Annotated in this window: 20 protein-coding genes and 2 pseudogenes; 5 read left to right on the top strand and 17 right to left on the bottom strand. The window is 67.3% G+C overall.

The genetic code is table 11. The features are described 5' to 3' along the window. Nucleotides 1–6: 6 nt before the first annotated feature. The 8 genes and pseudogenes from VET27_RS15095 to VET27_RS15130 all read right to left on the bottom strand — a co-directional run. Nucleotides 7–1387, bottom strand: a pseudogene (locus VET27_RS15095) (lipase family protein). Continuing rightward, complete coding sequence (locus VET27_RS15100; protein ID WP_526519443.1) at nt 1380–1859, bottom strand: hypothetical protein; 480 nt, start codon at nt 1857–1859, stop codon at nt 1380–1382. Before VET27_RS15100 ends, VET27_RS15095 begins: the two are co-directional and overlap by 8 nt. Before the next feature lie 11 nt (nt 1860–1870). Next, the gene (gene ahcY, locus VET27_RS15105) at nt 1871–3337 is read right to left on the bottom strand and encodes an adenosylhomocysteinase (RefSeq protein ID WP_526519445.1); all 1467 of its coding nucleotides are present in this window, start codon (nt 3335–3337) and stop codon (nt 1871–1873) included. A 118-nt stretch (nt 3338–3455) separates the two neighbouring features. Next, a complete protein-coding gene (gene alkX, locus VET27_RS15110) occupies nt 3456–4088 on the bottom strand; it encodes a TetR family transcriptional regulator AlkX (RefSeq protein WP_526519447.1) in 633 nt (210 codons plus the stop codon). 47 nt (nt 4089–4135) lie between these two features. Beyond that, nucleotides 4136–4318, bottom strand: coding sequence for a rubredoxin (locus VET27_RS15115; protein ID WP_526519449.1), 183 nt, complete (start codon nt 4316–4318; stop codon nt 4136–4138). Then, the gene (locus tag VET27_RS15120) at nt 4315–4488 is read right to left on the bottom strand and encodes a rubredoxin (RefSeq protein WP_526519451.1); all 174 of its coding nucleotides are present in this window, start codon (nt 4486–4488) and stop codon (nt 4315–4317) included. Before VET27_RS15120 ends, VET27_RS15115 begins: the two co-directional genes overlap by 4 nt. Continuing rightward, nucleotides 4485–5699, bottom strand: a complete 1215-nt coding sequence (locus VET27_RS15125) for an alkane 1-monooxygenase (protein WP_526519541.1) — start codon at nt 5697–5699, stop codon at nt 4485–4487. The genes VET27_RS15120 and VET27_RS15125 overlap by 4 nt, the downstream gene beginning before the upstream one ends. A gap of 266 nt (nt 5700–5965) precedes the next feature. Beyond that, nucleotides 5966–6043 (bottom strand): annotated as a pseudogene (locus tag VET27_RS15130) (hypothetical protein); the annotation flags it as partial. A 57-nt stretch (nt 6044–6100) separates the two neighbouring features. Here VET27_RS15130 and VET27_RS15135 point away from each other — a divergent pair. Further along, a complete protein-coding gene (locus tag VET27_RS15135) occupies nt 6101–7498 on the top strand; it encodes an FAD-dependent oxidoreductase (RefSeq protein WP_526519453.1) in 1398 nt (465 codons plus the stop codon). On the opposite strand, the gene VET27_RS15140 is transcribed toward VET27_RS15135, so the two are convergent. The 5 genes from VET27_RS15140 to VET27_RS15160 form a co-directional block, all read right to left on the bottom strand. Beyond that, a complete protein-coding gene (locus tag VET27_RS15140) occupies nt 7455–8375 on the bottom strand; it encodes a cation diffusion facilitator family transporter (RefSeq protein ID WP_526519455.1) in 921 nt (306 codons plus the stop codon). The genes VET27_RS15135 and VET27_RS15140 overlap by 44 nt on opposite strands. 13 nt (nt 8376–8388) lie before the next feature. Further along, complete coding sequence (gene manA / locus VET27_RS15145; RefSeq protein ID WP_526519457.1) at nt 8389–9615, bottom strand: mannose-6-phosphate isomerase, class I; 1227 nt, start codon at nt 9613–9615, stop codon at nt 8389–8391. Between the two features lie 4 nt (nt 9616–9619). Continuing rightward, nucleotides 9620–10693 (bottom strand): TobH protein, encoded by a 1074-nt coding sequence (locus VET27_RS15150; RefSeq protein ID WP_526519459.1) that lies wholly within the window; start codon nt 10691–10693, stop codon nt 9620–9622. After that, nucleotides 10690–12087 (bottom strand): phosphomannomutase/phosphoglucomutase, encoded by a 1398-nt coding sequence (locus VET27_RS15155; protein ID WP_526519461.1) that lies wholly within the window; start codon nt 12085–12087, stop codon nt 10690–10692. Before VET27_RS15155 ends, VET27_RS15150 begins: the two co-directional genes overlap by 4 nt. A 96-nt stretch (nt 12088–12183) precedes the next feature. Further along, on the bottom strand, nt 12184–12597 hold the full coding sequence (locus VET27_RS15160; RefSeq protein ID WP_526519463.1) for a DUF3499 family protein: 414 nt from the start codon (nt 12595–12597) through the stop codon (nt 12184–12186). A gap of 132 nt (nt 12598–12729) precedes the next feature. On the opposite strand from VET27_RS15160, the gene VET27_RS15165 reads away from it, so the two are divergent. Then, entirely contained in the window at nt 12730–13152 is a 423-nt protein-coding gene (locus VET27_RS15165; RefSeq protein ID WP_526519543.1) for a metallopeptidase family protein, read from the top strand. Nucleotides 13153–13173: 21 nt separating this feature from the next. Here the strand turns inward: VET27_RS15165 and VET27_RS15170 are convergent, their stop codons facing one another. Then, entirely contained in the window at nt 13174–13443 is a 270-nt protein-coding gene (locus VET27_RS15170; protein WP_526519545.1) for a WhiB family transcriptional regulator, read from the bottom strand. 428 nt (nt 13444–13871) lie between these two features. Between VET27_RS15170 and cofD the strand changes: the two genes are divergently transcribed. From cofD to VET27_RS15185, 3 genes are read left to right on the top strand one after another with little or no spacing between them, the layout of a single operon-like run. Beyond that, a complete protein-coding gene (cofD, locus tag VET27_RS15175; protein WP_526519547.1) occupies nt 13872–14885 on the top strand; it encodes a 2-phospho-L-lactate transferase in 1014 nt (337 codons plus the stop codon). Then, entirely contained in the window at nt 14882–16240 is a 1359-nt protein-coding gene (locus tag VET27_RS15180) for a coenzyme F420-0:L-glutamate ligase (RefSeq protein WP_526519465.1), read from the top strand. The genes cofD and VET27_RS15180 overlap by 4 nt, the downstream gene beginning before the upstream one ends. Then, nucleotides 16237–16779, top strand: coding sequence for an NUDIX hydrolase (locus VET27_RS15185; protein WP_526519467.1), 543 nt, complete (start codon nt 16237–16239; stop codon nt 16777–16779). Before VET27_RS15180 ends, VET27_RS15185 begins: the two co-directional genes overlap by 4 nt. Here the strand turns inward: VET27_RS15185 and manB are convergent. Genes manB through rfbD form a run of 3 tightly spaced genes read right to left on the bottom strand, consistent with a single transcriptional unit; the run spans nt 16761 to nt 19635 of the window. Beyond that, a complete protein-coding gene (gene manB, locus VET27_RS15190) occupies nt 16761–17849 on the bottom strand; it encodes a mannose-1-phosphate guanylyltransferase ManB (RefSeq protein ID WP_526519469.1) in 1089 nt (362 codons plus the stop codon). The two genes, VET27_RS15185 and manB, sit on opposite strands and share 19 nt — an antisense overlap. 2 nt (nt 17850–17851) lie before the next feature. Then, nucleotides 17852–18745 (bottom strand): glycosyltransferase family 2 protein, encoded by an 894-nt coding sequence (locus tag VET27_RS15195; RefSeq protein ID WP_526519549.1) that lies wholly within the window; start codon nt 18743–18745, stop codon nt 17852–17854. A gap of 11 nt (nt 18746–18756) precedes the next feature. Further along, complete coding sequence (gene rfbD / locus VET27_RS15200) at nt 18757–19635, bottom strand: dTDP-4-dehydrorhamnose reductase (RefSeq protein WP_526519471.1); 879 nt, start codon at nt 19633–19635, stop codon at nt 18757–18759. Nucleotides 19636–19658 lie beyond the last annotated feature (23 nt).

Consider the following 19658-nt stretch of genomic DNA (forward strand, 5'->3'; position numbering starts at 1 on the left):
AGCGCGCTAGAACTGCCCGCAATTCGGCGTGGTCGGCACGCCGTTGAATCGATCGGCGATCCACTGCATCGCCGCCTCACCGTCCACCAGCATCGGCAACTCGTGGTTCATGACCAGCTTGTTGAGGAAGGGCGGCTCCTCATTGGTGCGGAACTCGACGTCGGCTCCCTGGGCACACCAGTCACGGCCCAGCTGGTTGGCACCCGTCCACGGCACCAGCGGATCGAACCGGTTGCTGTTGATGCATGTCGGACAGCGTCCGGAACGGTTCCTCACCGACGAGCTGGTTGACGTCCTCGTTGAAGTAGGGCTGCAGATGCCGAAACATGAACTTGGCGAGGGTCCGCGATGCACTGACCGGCAACCTTTTGGAGCAGATCCTCACCGCGCGGTGTGAGAGTCGCCCGGATCGCCCCCTCGAACTCCGGGTAAGTCGCGATCACGGAGTTCAGGGCATACCCGACCACCCCCACCAGCGCACTACCGTCCGCGTAGGGGAAGAGCTCCTCGAGGTTGGCGGGCGGGGCACCGGCGTAAGAGCCGACGACGAGCAGCTCGGGCGCATACGACGCCGCCAGTTCGGCGGCGGAGGCCGCCGCTCCCCCACCTTGCGAATATCCCCAGAAGACGAGGGGCCCATCAGGATCCAGCGACGTGTGTCGGGGAGCCGCATCGAGGCCCGCGCCGCATCGAGCATCACATCGCCCGCGGCTACCCGATTCACGTGGGTGTGGACGCCGGGAGTTCCCAGACCCTGGTAGTCGGTCATGACGATCGCGAATCCACGGGCCACCATCGTCGCGACGAACAACTCCTCGTAGTTGAACGCGACGTCGAGATACGGTGAGAAGTGGATGCCCTGGTTGAACTGCCGCGACGGCGCGCACTGGTCGCCTTGGCCCTGGGTGCCGGGCCCGTACACGATCAAGGGCCGCGGACCCCGACCCGGCCAGTCGTCAAACGGCTCGAAGTAGGTACCCGTCACCGCCATGGGGCTGCCGCGAGCATCGTTGCTGCGGTACATGATTCGCGTTCCGGTCGCCATGATGGCGCCCAGTTGGCCCGAGGATTCGAGCACCAATCGCGAAGGCTCGCTGCGGATCAGGTCACCCGGCTGCCCCGCGGGCAACGGATCGGGCGGCGTGTAGAACTCGATGTAGGAGTCCTCATTGAAGTACGGATCGTGATTGCGGTCGGCGCTCGCGGGTGGGGTAATGCCGATGCATCCGATCAGCACCAGCGAAACCAGACCCCCCCCAGACCCGACACACGAGGCCGAACCGTAACAGAACGGCGTGTCACTCAGGGCCGTATTCGTAACGTTGACGAGACTCCCGAATCCGGTTTCACGGCAATGGATTTGCCAGTTCTGCACCAGGTCAGTCATCCAGCGTGGAGATCACCAGCTGGTGGGCGTTCCGGTCGAGGTACGTCGAGCTTCGCCAGCGGGACGAACTAAGCGCTTCGTCCAACGACGCGGACACGACGAAGGGGCATGCGGGAACCTCCGCGGCAAGCAGCGACTGAACGGTGGGGCGCTTGCCGCCGTCGGTCGGATGATGGGTCGCCATCAGCGCCGCCGTCGTCTCGGGTGTCAACGTCACCACCGCGTCGATCCAGTACGTCGTCGGCGCCGCGGGTCCACCGGTCGCACTGTTCCACGTCACCCAACTCGCCGACACGGGGGTGCCGATCACGGGGAACCTCTTCGTCAACGGATCCAGGTCGTGCCGCACGTCCGTCGGCGGTGGCGGACCGCTGACCGACTGCTCGTCACCCCTCTGGCAGCCCGCCACCATCGCGCCGATCAGCACGACGAAAAGTCCCTGGCACACCAGGTGCGCCAGGGACTTTCGCATGTCTCAGTCGATCAGTAGCGGTAGTGCTCGGGCTTGTACGGGCCGTCGACGTCGACGCCGATGTACTCCGCCTGCTCCTTGGTCAGCTTGGTGAGCGAGCCACCGAGCGCCTCGACGTGGATCTTGGCGACCTTCTCGTCGAGATGCTTGGCCAGTCGGTAGACCTCGTTGTCGTACTCGTCGTTCTTGGTCCACAGTTCGATCTGCGCGATCACCTGGTTGGAGAAGCTGTTGCTCATCACGAACGACGGGTGACCGGTCGCGTTGCCGAGGTTCAGCAGGCGACCCTCGGACAGCACGATGATCGAGTGGCCATCGGGGAAGATGAACTCGTCGACCTGCGGCTTGATGTTGATCCGACGGATGTCCTCGTCACGCTCGAGGCGAGCCATCTCGATCTCGTCGTCGAAGTGGCCGATGTTGCCGAGGATCGCCTGGTGCTTCATCGACCGCATGTGGTCAAGGGTGATGATGCCCCGGTTGCCGGTGGCGGTGATGACGATGTCCGCCCAGCCGATGGCCTCTTCGACGGTCTTGACCTCGAACCCGTCCATGAGCGCCTGCAGGGCGTTGATCGGGTCGATCTCGGTGACCGCGACGCGCGCACCCTGAGCCTTGAGCGCCTCGGCGGAGCCCTTGCCGACGTCGCCGTAACCGCACACCAACGCAGCCTTGCCGCCGATGAGGACGTCGGTGCCGCGGTTGATGCCGTCGATCAGCGAGTGGCGGGTGCCGTACTTGTTGTCGAACTTGCTCTTGGTGACCGAGTCGTTGACGTTGATGGCCGGGAACGACAGCTCACCCGCGGCGGCGAACTGGTACAGCCGCAGCACACCGGTGGTGGTCTCCTCGGTGACGCCCTGGATCGACGCGGCGATCTTCGTCCACTTGGTCTTGTCGGTCTCGAAGCGCTTCCGGACCAGCGCCAGGAAGACCTTCCATTCGTCGGAGTCGTCGTCCTCCATGGGGGGCACGACGCCGGCCTTCTCGTACTGCGCGCCGCGCAGTACGAGCATGGTCGCGTCACCACCGTCGTCGAGGATCATGTTGGCGGGTTCCCCCGGCCAGGTCAGCATCTCCTCGGCGCACCACCAGTACTCCTCCAGCGTCTCGCCCTTCCAGGCGAAGACCGGAATGCCCTTGGGCTCCACGGGGGTGCCGTGCGGGCCGACGACGGTCGCCGCGGCCGCGTGGTCCTGGGTGGAGAAGATGTTGCATGACGCCCAGCGCACCTCGGCGCCCAGAGAAACGAGCGTTTCGATCAGGACGGCGGTCTGCACAGTCATGTGCAGCGAGCCGGACACCCGTGCGCCCTTGAGCGGCAGCACGTCGGCGTATTCGCGGCGCAGCGTCATCAGACCGGGCATCTCGTGCTCGGCGAGGCGGATCTCCTTGCGGCCGAACTCGGCCAATTCCAGGTCGGCCACCTTGAAGTCGATGCCGTTGCGGACATCGGCGGTGAGTGTTGGTGCAGTCATGTAGAGCCCTTACTTCGTTGGTCTTCTTGGGTCGTCATTGCCTATGTGCGCACGCAGGTGCGCCGGCGACATCCGAAGCCTGCGGGCTCGCGGGACAGGCGCTAGGGCGCTCTGCCGGCTAGGAGATGTCCATTACACCGTATCGCTCGGCGAAGGGTGTCATCAAACGGGCCAGGTCTCGGGCAACGTCGTGATCGGCTTCGGGCGGCATGGAAACGTAGCTCATCGCCAGCCTGACGATGGCTCTGGCCAGCACTCCTGCGTCTTCCTCACTCACGCGGACCCAGCTGTCTATCAACGTCGACGTGAGTCGCTGCGAACAGCGCGTGATGATCGGCGCGCTGTCGGTGGTGATGATCTGAAGGAGCTCGGGCTTGGCCGCGCCGGTGAGCAGGGAGATGACGAGCGGGTCGGACGCCGACTCTGCGAAGAACGCCCGGAACCCCTCGAGGAACGCCGAATAGACGTTGCCGACGTTGCCGGCGATCGCACCGTCGACCGCATCCACCAGCCGGTCGGCCAACCGCAGGGCGTACCCCTCGGCCAGACCCTGGCGTGACCCGAACTCGTTGTAGATGGTCTGCCGGCTGATGCCGGCCGCCTTGGCGACGTCGGACAGCGTGATGGACGACCAGTCACGGGTCAGCAGCATGTCCCGCATGCCGTCGAGGATCGAGCCGCGCAAGAGCACTCGCGACGCCTCGGCGTACGGCACGCGAGGTGCCGTACGCCGATCGGTCGGACTGTCCATACGCGCGACAGTATCGTTCCCCGACACTCCGCTAGCCCAGACCGCCGTCACGGACGGGCAACCTCCACCATCTCGAAGTCCGACTTGGCCGCGCCGCAGTCCGGGCAGCTCCAGCCCTCGGGGATGTCGTCCCAGCGCGTGCCCGGGGCGATCCCGTCCTCGGGCCAGCCCTTCTCCTCGTCGTACTCGAATCCGCATTGCACGCAGACGAACAACTTGAAGTCATTCACGGGGAAACTCCGATCTCTTCGAAATCAACCTTCTCGCGGACTGCGCAGTCCGGGCAGCACCAGTCGTCGGGCACCTGGTCCCACGGCGTCCCGCCCGGAAAGCCCTCGCGCGGAGCGCCGTTCGCTTCGTCGTAGACGTAGTCACAGCCGGGACAGCAATAGGCCGTCATGCCACGACATCCTCAGTCCCGTACTTCGCCAGCACCTTGTCGCGCATCCGCGGATGAATGTTGACCCGACTGAGGTCGCCGCCGTAGTGCGAGAGCACGCGGTGGTCCATGACCTTGCGCCACAGGGGCGGGAAGTACGTCAGCCCGATCATCGACGCGTAGCCGCTGGGCAGGTTCGGCGCGCCCTGCATGCTGCGCAGCGTCTGGTAGCGGCGCGTCGGGTTGGCATGGTGATCGCTGTGCCGCTGCAGGTGGTATAGGAACAGGTTGGTCACCAGATGATCGGAGTTCCAGCTGTGTTCGGGCGCGCAGCGCTCGTAGCGTCCGCTGGCGGTCTTCTGCCGGAGCAGGCCGTAATGCTCGAGATAGTTGACGGTCTCGAGCAACGTGAAGCCGAACACCGCCGAGATGACCACGTACGGAATCAACGCGAGGCCGAAGATCGCGATGAGCGAGCCGTACAGCACCACCGACATCGCCCACGCGTTCAGCACGTCGTTGGAGGGATGCCACGGGCTCTTGTTCACGCGGCGGAGCCGCTGGGCTTCGAGCTCCCACGACGACTTCAGGCTGCCCCACACGCTGCGCGGCAGGAACTCCCAGAACGTCTCACCGAAGCGTGCCGACGCCGGATCCTCCGGAGTGGCGACCCGGACGTGATGACCGCGGTTGTGCTCGATGAAGAAGTGGCCGTAGCACGTCTGCGCCAGGGTGATCTTGCTCAGCCACCGTTCGAGGGTGTCCTTCTTGTGCCCCAGCTCGTGCGCGGTATTGATCCCGACGCCACCCATCATTCCCACCGACAGCGCCAGGCCGATCTTCGCGGGCCATCCCAGCGACCCGTCGAAACCGAGCCAACCCAGGTCGGAGGCGGTGAACAGGTACGCGCCGAGGATGACGGTGACGTACTGGAACGGGATGAAGCCGTAGGTGCAGTAGCGGTAGTACTTGTCGTTCTCCAACCGCTCCACGACCTCGTCGGGCGGGTTCTCCCCGTCCGGGCCGAACCGTCGATCCAATAGCGGCAGGACGAGGTAGACCAGGATGGGGCCGATCCAGAACGGCACCTGCGCGGCACCGCGCCAGCCGAGTTCGTTGAGTGCCCACACGATGGGGAGCATCACCAGCACCGCGGTGGGCACGATCAAGCCCATCAGCCACAGGTACCGTTTCTTGTCCCGCCACTGTTCGACCGGGGTCGTGGGGTCCATCTGCGTCGTCACGGTCAATTCACCTCCATGTGAGTGCCATCACTGCTCGGAGTTGACTATAGAGCGACATTTGTCCGTTGTCTAGACACAGGGTGTTGTTTTGTAAAGCAACGTTTGGCGCAATGGCTCACCGAGGTCTACGTCAGGGTCGTGATTCGGCCGGAAGCCAGCCGTCATGCAGAAATCGGCGAGGGGCCGCGCGGGCCGCGGGTCAGCTTTCCGCTTCGACGGACGCGGTGATGGTGAACATGCCCGCCAGGTCAGGTCTTGCGGAGCCGGGTATCGGGCTCGTCGGTGTCGGCGATCGACTGCTCGACCGACTTGATGCGCCATCGATCCGTCATATCTCGCCGCCCTTCGTGGTTCGTGTGACGGGCACCCTACCTAGTACGGTCCCGGTCATGGGCAAACACGCAGTCGTCATCGGCGCGAGTATCGCGGGCATGTGCGCCGCACGGGTGCTCTCCGATCACTACGACAAGGTCACGGTCTACGAACGCGACGACCTACCCGGCGAACCCGGCAACCGGACCGCCGTGCCGCAGGGCAAGCACGTACACCTGCTGATGGCGCGTGGTGCCAACGAATTCGATGGCCTCTTCCCCGGACTGCTCGACGGCATGGTGGCCGACGGCGTCCCGAAGCTCGCCAATCGGCCGGACTGCATTCACTTCGCCGCCGCGGGACACGTGCTCGGGACCAAGACGACGTTGCGCAGGGAGTTCACCGCCTACGTCCCGAGCAGGCCGCACCTGGAGTGGCAGATCCGCAAGCGGGCGCTGGCGATCCCGAACGTCGAGTTGGTGCGCACCAGCGTGGCCGAGCCACGGTTCGACTCGGCGCAAGAGCGCGTGACGGGCGTGCTGCTAGAGGCCGGTGACGAGTCGAGTGCGGTTCCGGCCGACCTCGTAGTCGATGCGACCGGGCGCGGCACCCGCCTCCCGGTGTGGCTCGAGCAATGGGGTTACGGCCGCCCGCCGGAAGACACCGTCGACGTCGGCATCAAGTACGCGACGCACCAGGTCCGCATCCCGGACGGCCTCGTCAAGGAGAAGGTCGTGGTCGCCGGGGCGTCCCGCGAACACCCCGTCGGCCTCGGCATGCTCCTCTACGAGGACGGCAACTGGAGTCTGACCACGTTCGGCACCGGCAAGGCCGAACCGCCGAAGGACTTCGCCGAGATCTGCGACCTGGCGGACGTGCTGCTGCCGCCCCACCTCAGCGCGGCGGTGCGCGCCGGCGAGCCGCTCGGCGAGATGGCGTTCCACAACTACCCGATGAGCCGGTGGCGCCGCTACGACCAGATGGAGCGCTTCCCCGCCGCCATAATCCCGTTCGGGGACGCCGTCGTGAGCTTCAATCCGACCTACGGCCAGGGCATGACGATGACGTCGATCCAGGCGGGCAACCTGCGCACGGTGCTGCGATCCGGCGATCCGGACATCGCGGGTCGGCTGTCGCTCGCGACCAAGAAGACGACCTGGCCGGTCTGGACGATGAACGCCATCGGCGACCTGGCATTGCACAACGCGAAGGCCGAGGACGTGCCGTGGTGGTACCTCCGCGTGGGCAACCTCTTCGATCAGTTCCTCGGGGCCGCGGAGACGGAAGCCGATCTGGCCGAATGGTTCCTGCGTCGGTTCAGTCTGCTGGACAGCCTCTACATGGTCCCGGACGCCAGGACTCTCGGCCGGACCGTCCGACACAACATGGGTCTCCTGTTGGCCGAGAAGTTCGGCCGGGCCAAGAGACGGACTAGGTCGTCGACGCGCGATCGAGATCCGGTTCCAAGTAGATGACCGTCGCCGCGGGCACCGCGGCACGAACCGCCACCTCGGCAGCATCGATGGTGACCGCCACGGTGGCGAGGTCGGTCCCCGCTGCCAACGCGATCTTGGCGCCGACCAGCATGTCGTCGGGGCCCATGTACTGCGTGCGGAGGTGAATCACGCGGTCGATGTGCGGGGTCTGCTCCAGCGCGGCGCGGATGGCATCGTCTTCCCGTGGCGTCGCACCCTCACCGATGAGCGCGCTGTGCATCTCGATCATCAGAATCACGGCGATCACCGCGAGCAGCGCACCGATGCAGAGGGTGCCGACGCCGTCCCAGACCGGGTTGCCCGTGACCATCGTCAACCCGACGCCGACGAGCGCAAACGCCAGTCCGATCAACGCACCGGTGTCTTCGAGCAGCACCACGGGCAGTTCGGGGTTGCGTGAGCTGCGGATGAATCGCCACCACCCGCCAGAGCCCTTCAGCGGCCGGGACTCCTTCATCGCGGTCCGAAAGCTGTAGGACTCCAAGCAGATTGCCGCCACCAGGATGACGAGCGCCACCAGCGGTGACGTCAGCTCGTGCGGGTGGACGACCTTTTCGTAGCCCTCGTACAGCGCGAATGCCGCGCCGAGGGAGAACAACACCAGCGCCACCACGAACGAGTAGAAGTAGCGGCTGCGTCCGTACCCGAACTGATGCAGCGCATCGGCGTCCTTGCTCGCTTCCCGCTGGCCCCACAGCAGCAGACCCTGATTCGACGTGTCGGCGACGGAATGCACGCCCTCCGCCAGCATCGACGAACTGCCGGTGATCGAGAAGCCGACGAACTTGGCGGCCGCAATGCCCGCGTTCGCCAGCAGGGCGGCAATGATGGCGCGCCTGCTCCCGGACGCCGACATGGTCGAGCCCCCCTCAGATGCCGACCGTGGCACGGAACAACGCGGCCGGCTGCTCGGCGACGAGGCGGATGGGCCCGTCATCGGCTGCCACCCACGCCGCCGCTCCCCGGTCGAGGGTCAGCGTGCTCGACTTGGCGTGCACCTGAACCGAGCCCTCGGTGCACAACAACACCTGCGGACCGTCATGCCGAGCGGGCACATCGGTCTCGTGCCCGAGTTCGCGACCGTCGAGTCGCAGCACGGACACGGCGAACTCGGGTGCAGGCGTGTAGTAGACGAGCTCGATTCCGTCACTGGCAGTCCTCGGTTTGAGCGCCAGTTCGTCGGTGGGCGTGAAGTCGAGCACCCGGAGAAGCTCGGGAACGTCGACGTGCTTCGGAGTCAGACCTCCGCGCAACACGTTGTCGGAGTTGGCCATTACCTCGAAGCCCATCCCGTGCAGGTAGCTGTGCAGGTTTCCGGCGGGCAGGTAGATTCCCTCCCCCGGCTGCAGGGTGATCCGGTTGAGCAGCATGGAGGCCAGCACTCCCGCGTCACCGGGATACAGTTCACCCAGCTGCAGCGTCGTCTTGGTCTCGTTCGCGAATTCCGTTGCACCCGAACGCAGGTAGCTGACGGCGCCGTCGAGCACCGCGGGCACCAGAGCGTCGAGATTGGCCTGCGGCGCCGTGATCCACGTGGTGAACAGCGCACGCAGCCCGTCGGCGTCCGCCGGGCCGGACAGCAGGTTGACGAACGGGTCCAGTTCCGCCACCTCCAGCGCCTGCAGGAGTTCGACGCTGCGGGCGACGGGCCGGAAGCCCGCGAGCGCCTCGAAGGGGGTCAGCGCGACGATCAACTCCGGTTTGTGGCTTCGGTCGCGGTAGTTCCTGGTGGGTGCCGAGATGGGGATGCCGAGGCGATCCTCTCGCGCGAATCCCTCCGCCGCCTGAGCCGCACTGGGGTGCGCCTGTAGCGACAGGGGTTCCTCCGCGGCGAGCACCTTGGCCAGGAAGGGAAGCGCGTCACCGAACCGCTCGCGTGCGACCGCCCCCAGCTGGCCCTCGGGATCTGCGATGATGGTGTCGAGCAACGACCGCTCCCCGCCGTCGCACTCCAGCCACGCGGGGTCGCCCGGATGCGCGCCCAGCCAGAGTTCGGCCTCGGGATGCGGTGTGGGACTGGGCCTTCCCGCGAATTCGGCGATCGCAGTATGCGATCCCCACGCGTAGGTCCGCAGCGCGCCGCGTAATACGTCCACTCGCCTAACCTCGAACCAGTCTCAGGTACGCTGCCGTCATTTCGAGGCGCACCGCCAACATCGCCAATTGCTGTTCGGGGCGCCCGCTCGACCGTGGCGTCACGGCGTCGGGTACGTCGTCGGCGCTGACCACGTCGACGTCGTCATATCCATTGAGTGTCGCGATCATCCCCGGCCGCTCCTCGTCGGTGGCGAACACGACGGTCCGCACTCGCGCGGGCAGCGGGCCGTCGATCTCCTCGTCGTGGAAGATGGAGGACTCGGAACCGGTTGCACTGCTTGTCAATCCGCGACGCAGCGCAACTAGCACGTCGGCCAGTCCCACGGCAGCCACGGGCTGTTGCGCTACCCGGAGCAGGATCGAGCCGACGTGCCTCGCGAGTGCCACGGTGGCGGCATTGCCACCGGCCAGGACGATGTCGCGGCCCGACATGCGCTCGGCGAGTGACTTGGCGGGGTTGGTGAACGACTCGCGGCCTGCGCTGTTGCGCAACGCCTCGGCGTCGAGCGCGTCGGCAAGTCCGGCAAGGTCGACGCTCAACCCGGGGAGGACGACGTGCAGGGCGGCCAGTCCGGCGGCGAGGTAGCGCACGAGGGCGAACTCGTCGGACACGAGCAGTCGCGGTGGGAGTACCACGGCCCTCCCCGCCGCGACCTCTCGAAGCGGTCCCTCGTCGGGAGCGACCACGACCACCCTTGCGCCACGCCGAATTCCACTCGCCGCGGCCGACACCAGCACCTGGTCGGCGGGATCGTCACCCGCCACGACCATGACGTCGAGAGCCCCGATCCAGGGAGGCGCCTCCGATGCGACGACGATCGGCGCCGCGCTCGACCCGCCGAGGGCAGCCGCCAGCATGGCGCCGGCAGCCTCGGCAGCCCCTCTACTTGCCACCCAGATCACGGTGCGCGGCGGCTGATCCCCGCGAAGGGGCTCAAGGACGCCCTCCTCCAGAGCGGCGGCCACCGCCCGCATCTGCGCACCCGCCATCGACGCGGCTCTCAGCAATCCCTCCCGGTCGGCCGCGAGCAGACCCTCGACGTCGTCGAGGTCGATGGTCGCATGCGCGGCACTCACGTGACAGTCTCGCTGAGCGCTGCGATCTGGGCCGCGACGTCATCGACGATCGCGGAAACGCCCTCCGCGCTCCTGGCTTCGACGTTGAGCCGCAGCAACGGCTCGGTGTTGGACGTGCGTAGGTTGAACCAGCTGCCGTCACCGAGATCGACGGTGACGCCGTCGAGGTGGTCGATCGACTGGATGCGGCTGCTGAAGGACTTCAGGACCGCGTCGACGCACGCCGGCGCGTCGGCCACGGTGAAGTTGATCTCCCCCGACCCTTCGTACCGCTGGTAGTCGGCCATCAACTGAGACAGCGGTCGGTCCTGCTCCCCCAGTGCCGCAAGCACGTGCAGCGCGGCCAGCATCCCGGAGTCGGCGCCCCAGAAGTCACGGAAGTAATAGTGCGCCGAGTGCTCCCCGCCGAAGATCGCGCCCGATTCGGCCATCAACGCCTTGATGTAGGAATGCCCAACTCTCGAGCGAATGGCCGTACCACCGCGTTCGGCGATCAACTCCGGCACCGTCCGCGAGGTAATCAGGTTGTAGATCACCGTGGCACCGATCTCTCGACCGAGTTCGCGCCCGGCCACCAACGCCGTCACCGCTGACGGCGACACCGGATGGCCGAGTTCATCCACGACGAAGCAGCGGTCCGCGTCACCGTCGAAGGCCAGCCCGATGTCGGCACCGGTCTCGACCACGTGACGCTGCAGATCGACCAGGTTCGCCGGATCGAGCGGATTGGCCTCGTGGTTCGGGAACGTACCGTCGAGCTCGAAGAACAGCGGCAGCAGCGTGATTGACGTCAGGGGACCGAGTACCGCAGGTGTGGTGTGCCCGCCCATCCCGTTCCCCGCATCGATCGCTACCCGGAGCGGCCGGAGGCCGGCGATGTCGACGAGCGACCGCAGGAAGGCTCCGTAGTCGCTGAGCACGTCACGGTCCTCGATGGTCCCGGGTGCGCCGTCGAAGGCCGGCACGCCGTTGACGACCTCGTCGCTGATGGTGGTCAGACCGGTGTCCTTGCCGACGGGTCTTGCTCCGGCGCGGCAAAGTTTGATGCCGTTGTAGGCCGCGGGATTGTGACTGGCGGTGAACATGGCCCCGGGGCAGTCGAGCAGACCGGACGCGAAGTACAGCTGATCCGTCGACGCCAGGCCGATCCTGATGACGTTCAGACCCTGCGCGACGACTCCTTCGGCGAACGCCGCGGCCAACGACGGGGAACTGGCCCGCATGTCATGGCCGATCGCGACGCGGTCGGCACCCGGCCGACCCTCGTCGCGTACCAGCCTGGCGAACGCGCCACCGACGTCGGCGACGAATTCTTCGTCGAGTTCTTCGCCGACCAGTCCACGGACGTCATACGCCTTGATGACGCGGTTGACAGCCGCAGCGGGCCGAGACATAGATCTCCTCGCGAAGGGGACTCTTGGGGCCAGCCTATCGGCTGGACACCGGCTCGGGTGAAACCACGGGTAGGCCGAGCCGTGTCAGGGCTCTCGCTAGTCCATGGGATCCGGCAGCACGCGCAAGTGCCCGCGCCTGCGCAGGTTCTGCTCCGACCGAGTCACCGGCGGGGCCATCAGCGCGCCGCCGTGCGCACCGGTGACCGGATCGGAGAACCCGGCGGGTGGTCCTCCCACCGCAGCGTCGCGACCCTCGCGCACCGCGTCGGCGAGTGCGACGAGGTCGTCGTCGTCGGAATGCGAGGGCAGCGGTCCCGCGTGCCTGACCAGTTCCCATCCCCGCGGCGCAGTGATCCGTCCGGCATGGATTACGCACAGGTCCCAGGAGTGAGGCTCGGAAGCGGTGGCGAGCGGGCCGACGACGGCAGTCGAGTCCTTATAGACGAAGGTCAGCGTCGCCACGGCGTAGTGCGGGCACCCGGGCCTGCAGCAGCGACGGGGAACGTTCACGGACACGAGGCTATCGCGCGGGCACGTCTCGAGTCGGCGACACGCGCAGCACGCAACCGGCCGATCTCCAACCGTTACGATCGCCGAATGGTCGAGCGGCAGCCTGGACGAGCGCACCGCGGACGCCGGCAGATGCGCGGCCCGCTGCTGCCTCCCACGGTGCCGGGCTGGCGCAGCCGAGCGGAGCGTTTCGACATGGCCGTGCTCGAGGCGTACGAGCCCATCGAGCGGCAGTGGCAGGACCGGGTGTCCGGTCTGGACGTCGCGGTCGACGAGATCCCACGGATCTCACCGAAGGATCCGGACAGCGTCCAGTGGCCACCCGAGGTGATCGCAGACGGGCCGATCGCCCTCGCCAGGTTGATACCCGCGGGCGTCGACGTCAGGGGAAATGCCACTCGGGCGCGAATCATGCTGTTCCGCAAGCCGATCGAGCGACGGGCCAAGGACACCGTCGACCTGTCGGACTTGCTCCACGACGTCCTGGTGGCGCAAGTGGCCACGTACCTGGGCGTCGAACCCTCCGTCATCGACCCGACGATCGAGGACGACTGACCGGCCCGGGTCAGAGGTCGATCAGATGATGCCGCGCTTGAGGCGGCGCCGTTCCCGTTCCGACAGGCCGCCCCAGATGCCGAAGCGTTCGTCGTGGGCCAGGGCGTAGTCGAGGCACGCGTCCTTCACCTCGCACCCGAGGCAGATGCGCTTCGCCTCGCGGGTCGAGCCACCCTTCTCGGGGAAGAACGCCTCGGGGTCGGTTTGCGCGCACAGTGCGCGTTCCTGCCACTGCTCGTCGTCGATCTCCGGTTCGTCGTAGAGGTTGGAGTGGTCGGGAACCACGCTCAACTGGGGACGGCCGATCACCCCACCCTGCGACGGCCCGGTTTTGGTATGCGGTTCGTTGCCTACTGAGCCGAGCATCCGACTGTCGAATCGGATGACACGATCGAAATCTACGTGCTCATAGGACATCTTCCGCCTCCTTACCTGGTTTAAGCGTTCCCTGTTGTCAACCCCACTGCGAACCGTGCGGACACTTCAATTCGAACAAGTGATCGAATCTCGGTCTGCGACACTGGAACCGGAAGCGAACCGGGAAATGACACTGATGTGATTAGACACGCGTTAGCTGCGGGGGTCAAGCGCTAGAACGCGTTTTCATACCATCCCGTGACCTAATGTCGGCGCGTCGGTTACCTGGCGTGTCGCGAAAGTGACCAATTCAACCCCCGCCGTGGACCACGGTCGCGCGGATGCGCCTAGTGTCGATCGATGTGAAAGTCAGTGTTCTGGTGGGCGGCGTCGGCGGCGCGCGCTTCCTCCTCGGCGTCCAGCAGTACCTCGGCCTCGGCCAATTCGCGGGGACTGCAACGGGGCCGGCGGGAGACCACGAGCTCACCGCAGTCGTCAACGTCGGTGACGATGCCTGGATGCACGGTGTCCGCATTTGCCCGGACCTCGATACGTGCATGTACACCTTAGGTGGAGGTATAGATCCCAACCGAGGCTGGGGCCACGCGAACGAAACCTGGCACGCCAAGGAAGAACTCGCCGCCTACGGCGTGCAACCCGACTGGTTCGGTCTGGGCGACCGCGACCTGGCCACCCACCTGGTGCGCAGTCAGATGCTCAGGGCCGGCTACCCGCTGACTCAGGTCACCGAGGCACTGTGCGCGCGATGGCAACCGGGGGCCCGGCTTCTGCCCGTCACCGACGACCGAAGCGAAACCCACGTCGTCGTCACCGATCCCCAACCCGGCGCCGACGAAGGCACCCGGCGGGCCATCCACTTTCAGGAGTGGTGGGTACGCTACCGCGCCCAAATCCCCACGCATGCCTTCGCATTCGTCGGTGCCGATAAGGCCACCGCGACACCGGGTGCGCTCGCGGCCATCGCCGAAGCCGACGTCGTCTTCGTGGCACCGTCCAACCCGGTCGTCAGCATCGGCGCGATCCTCGCCGTGCCGGGAATCCGTGGGGCACTTCGATCGACGGCGGCGCCGGTGATCGGGTACTCACCCATCGTCGCGGGACGAGCGCTGCGCGGGATGGCCGACGAATGTCTCTCCGTCATCGGGGTCGAGACCTCGTCGCAGGCCGTCGGTGCCCACTTCGGAGCGCGCTCGGGCACCGGCCTGCTCGACGGCTGGCTCGTCGACGGGGGTGACACCGCCACCGTCGACGGCATCGAGGTTCGCGCCATCGCGCTCTTGATGACCGACCCGAAGGCCACGGCCGAGATGGTGCGCAACGGAGTCGAACTCGCTGGAATCGGGGCGGGCGCGTGACGTCCCCCGACCACACGTCCGATCACGGTGCGGCGGCCGCGGTCGAGATCCTGCCCGTGCCCGGACTGCCCGAGTTCCGGCCCGGCGACGACGTGGCGGCGGCGATCGCCGCGGCCGCCCCGTGGCTTCGCGACGACGATGTCGTCGTGGTGACGAGCAAGGTCCTCTCGAAGAGCGAGGGTCGAATCGTCAAGGCGCCGACCGACCCCGAGGAGCGGGATGCCCTGCGACGCAGGCTCGTCGACGCCGAGGCCGTTCGAGTCCTGGCCCGCAAGGGCCGGACCCTGATCACCGAGAACGCGATAGGCCTGATACAGGCCGCGGCAGGAGTCGACGGCTCCAACGTCGATTCGGCCGAGTTGGCTCTGCTCCCAGTCGATCCCGACGGCAGCGCCGCAACCCTCCGCAGCCGACTCCGGACACTGCTCGGTGTCGACGTCGGCATCGTCGTCACCGACACCATGGGACGGGCCTGGCGCAACGGTCAGACCGACACCGCCATCGGCGCCGCAGGCCTCGCCGTGCTGCACGGTTACGGCGGGGCCCACGACGCCCACGGCAACGAATTGGTGGTCACCGAGGTTGCCGTCGCCGACGAGATCGCCGCGGCCGCAGACCTGGTGAAGGGGAAGCTGACCGGAATCCCGGTCGCGGTCGTGCGCGGTCTGGCGTTGCGCGACGACGGCTCGAATGGTCGCACCCTCGTCAGGGCCGGCGAGGAGGACCTCTTCTGGCTCGGCACCCAAGAGGCCATCCAGACCGGACGGCTGCAGGCTCAGCTGCTGCGCCGTTCGCTTCGCCGGTTCAGCCGGCAACCCGTCGACGCAGAAGTCGTCGAGGCCGCCGTCGCCGAGGCACTCACCGCCCCGGCGCCGCATCACACGCGGCCGGTGCGCTTCGTGTGGGTTAGCGACCACGAGGTGCGGCGGCGCCTGCTGGACGAGATGAAGGACAAGTGGCGTGCCGACCTCCTAGGTGACGGCCGTGCCGAGGATGCCGTCGAGCGGCGCGTCAGCCGTGGCCAGATCCTCTACGACGCGCCGGAGCTGGTGATCCCCTTCATGGTGCCCGACGGCGCGCACACCTACCCCGACGCGACGAGGACGGCTGCCGAGACCACCATGTTCACCGTCGCGGCCGGTGCCGCGGTGCAGGCTCTGCTGGTGGCGTTGGCCGTCCGCGGCGTCGGGAGCTGCTGGATCGGTTCGACCATCTTCGCCGCCGACCTGGTGCGGCGGGAGCTGCAGCTCCCGGCGGACTGGGAACCGTTGGGCGCCATCGCCATCGGTCATCCCGAGGATCTACCGGAGCCACGCGACCCGGCGCCGACCGATGGTCTGCTGATAGTCCGGTGAGCCTCCACGAATCGGTCGTCGACACGCTCCGCCGTTGGCAGCCAGGCGATCCGGCACAGGATTCGCTGCGCCATGCGGTGCTCGCCTTCGTACTCGGCCGCGCCGATGCGTGCCACCGTGCATGCGCCCCCGGTCACGTCACGGCGTCGGCACTGGTGCTCGATCACACCGGCAGCCGCACGGTGCTGACGCTGCACCCGCGACTCGGTCGCTGGGTGCAGCTCGGCGGTCACTGCGAGGAATCCGACGCCGACATCGCCTCCGCGGCCTTGCGGGAGGCCGAGGAGGAATCCGGTATCAGCGGGTTGACCATCGGCGCCATGCCCGCTGCGTTGCACGTCCACGCGCTCACGTGCTCACTGGGAGTGCCGACCCACCACCTCGACCTTCAGTTCGTCGCCCGCGCCCCGGAGCACGCCCAGATCGCCATCAGCGACGAATCGCTGGACCTTCGCTGGTGGCCCCTGGACGACCTGCCCCCGGGGTCCGACTTCGGGCTGAAGCAGTTGGCGCGAGCCGCTCAGACGTCCGTCGAGTAACGGATTCCGCCGTCGGGAATGTGCACCCCGGGCCATACCCGCGCACCGCGGAGCAACTCGCACCGCGCCCCGATGTTGGCACCGTCGCCGATGACACCGTCGCGGATCAGGGCGCGCGGACCGATGCGGGCGCCGAACCCGATGATCGAACGTTCGATGACCGACCCGGCCTCGATGCGTGCGCCGTCGAAGATCACCGCGCCGTCGAGCCGAGCACCGGGCCCGATCTCGGCACCACGGCCGACGACCGTTCCGCCGATCAGCAGAGCGCTGGGCGCGACGGCGGCACCGTCGTGGATCAAGTTCTCGCCCCGGTGCCCGTTGAGGGCGGGTGACGGCGCGATGCCCCGGACGAGGTCCGCCGAGCCGCGCACGAAGTCGTCCGGCGTGCCCATGTCCCGCCAATAGGTGGCGTCGACGTAGCCGCACACCTTGAGTCCCTCGGCGAGCAGCGCCGGGAACACCTCGCGCTCGACCGACACCGCCCGCCCCTTGGGGATCCGATCGATGACCGCGCGCTTGAAGACGTAGCACCCTGCGTTGATCTGATCCGTCGGCGGATCCTGCGTCTTCTCGAGGAACGCCGTCACGCCTCCATCGGAATCGGTTGGCACACAACCGAATGCTCGTGGATCGCCGACCCGGACCAGGTGTAGCGTCACGTCCGCATCGCGGTCGTGATGGCTTTTCAGAAGGGCGCCGAGATCGGCGCCGGAGAGCACGTCACCGTTGAACACCAGTGCGGTGTCGTACCGCAGCTTCGACGCCACGTTCGCGATGCCACCGCCGGTGCCCCGTGGCTCGTCCTCGACGACGTAGTCGATCTGCAGCCCGAGCTTGGACCCGTCGCCGAACTCGGCCTCGAACACCTCGGCCTTGTACGACGTCCCCAACACGACGTGCTTGATGCCCGCCGCCGCGATCCGCGACAGCAGATGCGTCAGAAACGGGAGCCCCGCAGTGGGCAGCATCGGCTTCGGCGCGGACAACGTCAGCGGACGCAGGCGAGTGCCCTGCCCACCGACGAGCACGATGGCGTCGACCTCTGCCGGATTGACCGAACCACTCATCGTCAGCCCTGCCTTCTGCTCTTCGCAATCCTCCGCCGAGAGTTGCCCACCACCAACCCCGCTCGGGCCGCGAGAGCCCACCTGATGGTCCACCGCAGTGGAGCCTGCCACCAGCGAGGGTGTCGGTCGGCCAGGAAAGTGTAGGTGCTGGTGTGATGGGCAGCCAAGTTGCGGGCCGGTTCGCGGCCCGTCGAGTGGCCCTTGTCGTGCAGCACTTCCGCCGACGGCACGTAGACGTTCTGCCAACCCGCCCCGACGAGACGATCTCCGAGGTCAACGTCCTCCATGTACATGAAATACCGCTGGTCGAAGCCTGCGATCGCGTCGAACGCCTGCCTGCGTAGCAGCAGACACGATCCCGAGAGCCAGCCGACGGGACGTTCGCTGGGCTCGAGTCGCTCCTGGCGGTACGCGGCCGTCCACGGATTCGACTTCCACAGCGGACCGACGACGGCGTGCATGCCACCCCGAACGAGGCTGGGCTGGTGGCGGGCCGACGGATAGATCGATCCGTCGGGATTGCGGATGAGCGGTCCGAGCGACCCGGCGCTCGGCCATCGTTCGGCCGCCTCGAGCAGTACGTCGATGCTGCCGGGACCCCAAACGACGTCGGGATTGGCCACGATGAAGAACTCGGGATCACTGGCCGGGCCGTCCCCGTCGGCCGTCGTCAGGTACTTGCGCACCGCCCGATTGACCGCGGACCCGTAACCCAGGTTGGCACCGGTGTGCAGAAGCCGAGCGTTCGGATACCGCTCGAGCGCCTCCTCGGGGACACCGTCGGTGGAACCGTTGTCGGCCATCACGACGGTCACCGACCGCTCGGTGGCGTGATTCAACGAGGCGAGGAACCGGTCGAGATGGGGACCCGGCGAGTAGGTCACCGTCACCACCATCAGGTCCGGGGTCACGGCGTAGAGGGTAGCGGGCCGTCCGAGAGCGCCGCGGCGAGCGCGTCCCGCCAGGGCCGCAGCGGCGCGAGGCCGGCCTCTTCGGATCGATGGGAGGCCAGCGCCGAGTACGGCGGCCGGGGAGCGGGGCGCGGATGGTGGTCCGTGCCGACCGGCCGGACCCGCTCCGGATCGGCCCCGACGAGCTCGAACACCGCACGAGCCTGCTCGAAACGGCTCGTCTCGCCCTGGTTCGCGGCGTGCAGGACGGATTCCTCGATCGATCCGCTCGCCACCTGGAGTAGCGCGCCGACGAGGTCGCCGACGTAGGTCGGTGACCCGACCTGGTCCGCGACGACGTCCACCGAGCCGTCGCCGGCGGCCAGTCTCCGCATCGTCGCGACGAAGTCACCGCCGTCGCCTCCCGAGAAGATCCAGGCGGTGCGGACGACGTGGGCGTTGGGCATCGCGGAGAGCATCTCGAACTCGCCCTCGAGCTTTGTGCGGCCGTAGACGCTCACCGGACCGGCCTCGTCGTCGATCTCGTACGGTCGCGGCTGCCCGCCGCCGAAGTCTCCGCTGAACACGTAGTCGGTCGAGACGTGGATGAGCTGCGCCCCCACCCGGGCACAGGCATGCGCCACGTTCTCGGCTCCACCGGCGTTGACGGCACGGGCGCCCGCCTCGTCGGCCTCGGCCTGATCCACCTTGGTGTAGGCGGCACAGTTGATCACCACGTCACCGGACGCGAAGTGACGTTCCGGCGACGTGGGGTCGGTGACGTCGCAATCCGCCGAGGTCAGTGCCAGCACCTGGTGACCACGGCGTCGGGCCTCGGCCGCCAACCTTCGCCCCACGAGCCCCCCTGCACCGGTGATCACCAAACGCTCAGCCATGCCCCCGAGTCTGGCACGCCGCA

Origin of the sequence: Mycobacterium sp., from assembly GCF_035633495.1 — a bacterium.
In the GTDB taxonomy this organism is placed as follows: domain Bacteria; phylum Actinomycetota; class Actinomycetes; order Mycobacteriales; family Mycobacteriaceae; genus Mycobacterium.

Bases quoted from the DNA above. Each gene is read 5' to 3' on its own strand.
- VET27_RS15120 (WP_526519451.1), bottom strand. From the start codon at position 4,488: ATGACGGCCTATTGCTGTCCCGGCTGTGACTACGTCTACGACGAAGCG.
- VET27_RS15195 (WP_526519549.1), bottom strand. From the start codon at position 18,745: ATGGTGGTGACGGTGACCTACTCGCCGGGTCCCCATCTCGACCGGTTC.
- manB (WP_526519469.1), bottom strand. From the start codon at position 17,849: ATGAGTGGTTCGGTCAATCCGGCAGAGGTCGACGCCATCGTGCTCGTC.
- VET27_RS15100 (WP_526519443.1), bottom strand. From the start codon at position 1,859: ATGCGAAAGTCCCTGGCGCACCTGGTGTGCCAGGGACTTTTCGTCGTG.
- VET27_RS15155 (WP_526519461.1), bottom strand. From the start codon at position 12,087: ATGTCTCGGCCCGCTGCGGCTGTCAACCGCGTCATCAAGGCGTATGAC.
- VET27_RS15135 (WP_526519453.1), top strand. From the start codon at position 6,101: ATGGGCAAACACGCAGTCGTCATCGGCGCGAGTATCGCGGGCATGTGC.
- rfbD (WP_526519471.1), bottom strand. From the start codon at position 19,635: ATGGCTGAGCGTTTGGTGATCACCGGTGCAGGGGGGCTCGTGGGGCGA.
- ahcY (WP_526519445.1), bottom strand. From the start codon at position 3,337: ATGACTGCACCAACACTCACCGCCGATGTCCGCAACGGCATCGACTTC.
- VET27_RS15140 (WP_526519455.1), bottom strand. From the start codon at position 8,375: ATGTCGGCGTCCGGGAGCAGGCGCGCCATCATTGCCGCCCTGCTGGCG.
- VET27_RS15125 (WP_526519541.1), bottom strand. From the start codon at position 5,699: ATGGACCCCACGACCCCGGTCGAACAGTGGCGGGACAAGAAACGGTAC.
- alkX (WP_526519447.1), bottom strand. From the start codon at position 4,088: ATGGACAGTCCGACCGATCGGCGTACGGCACCTCGCGTGCCGTACGCC.
- VET27_RS15165 (WP_526519543.1), top strand. From the start codon at position 12,730: ATGCGCGGCCCGCTGCTGCCTCCCACGGTGCCGGGCTGGCGCAGCCGA.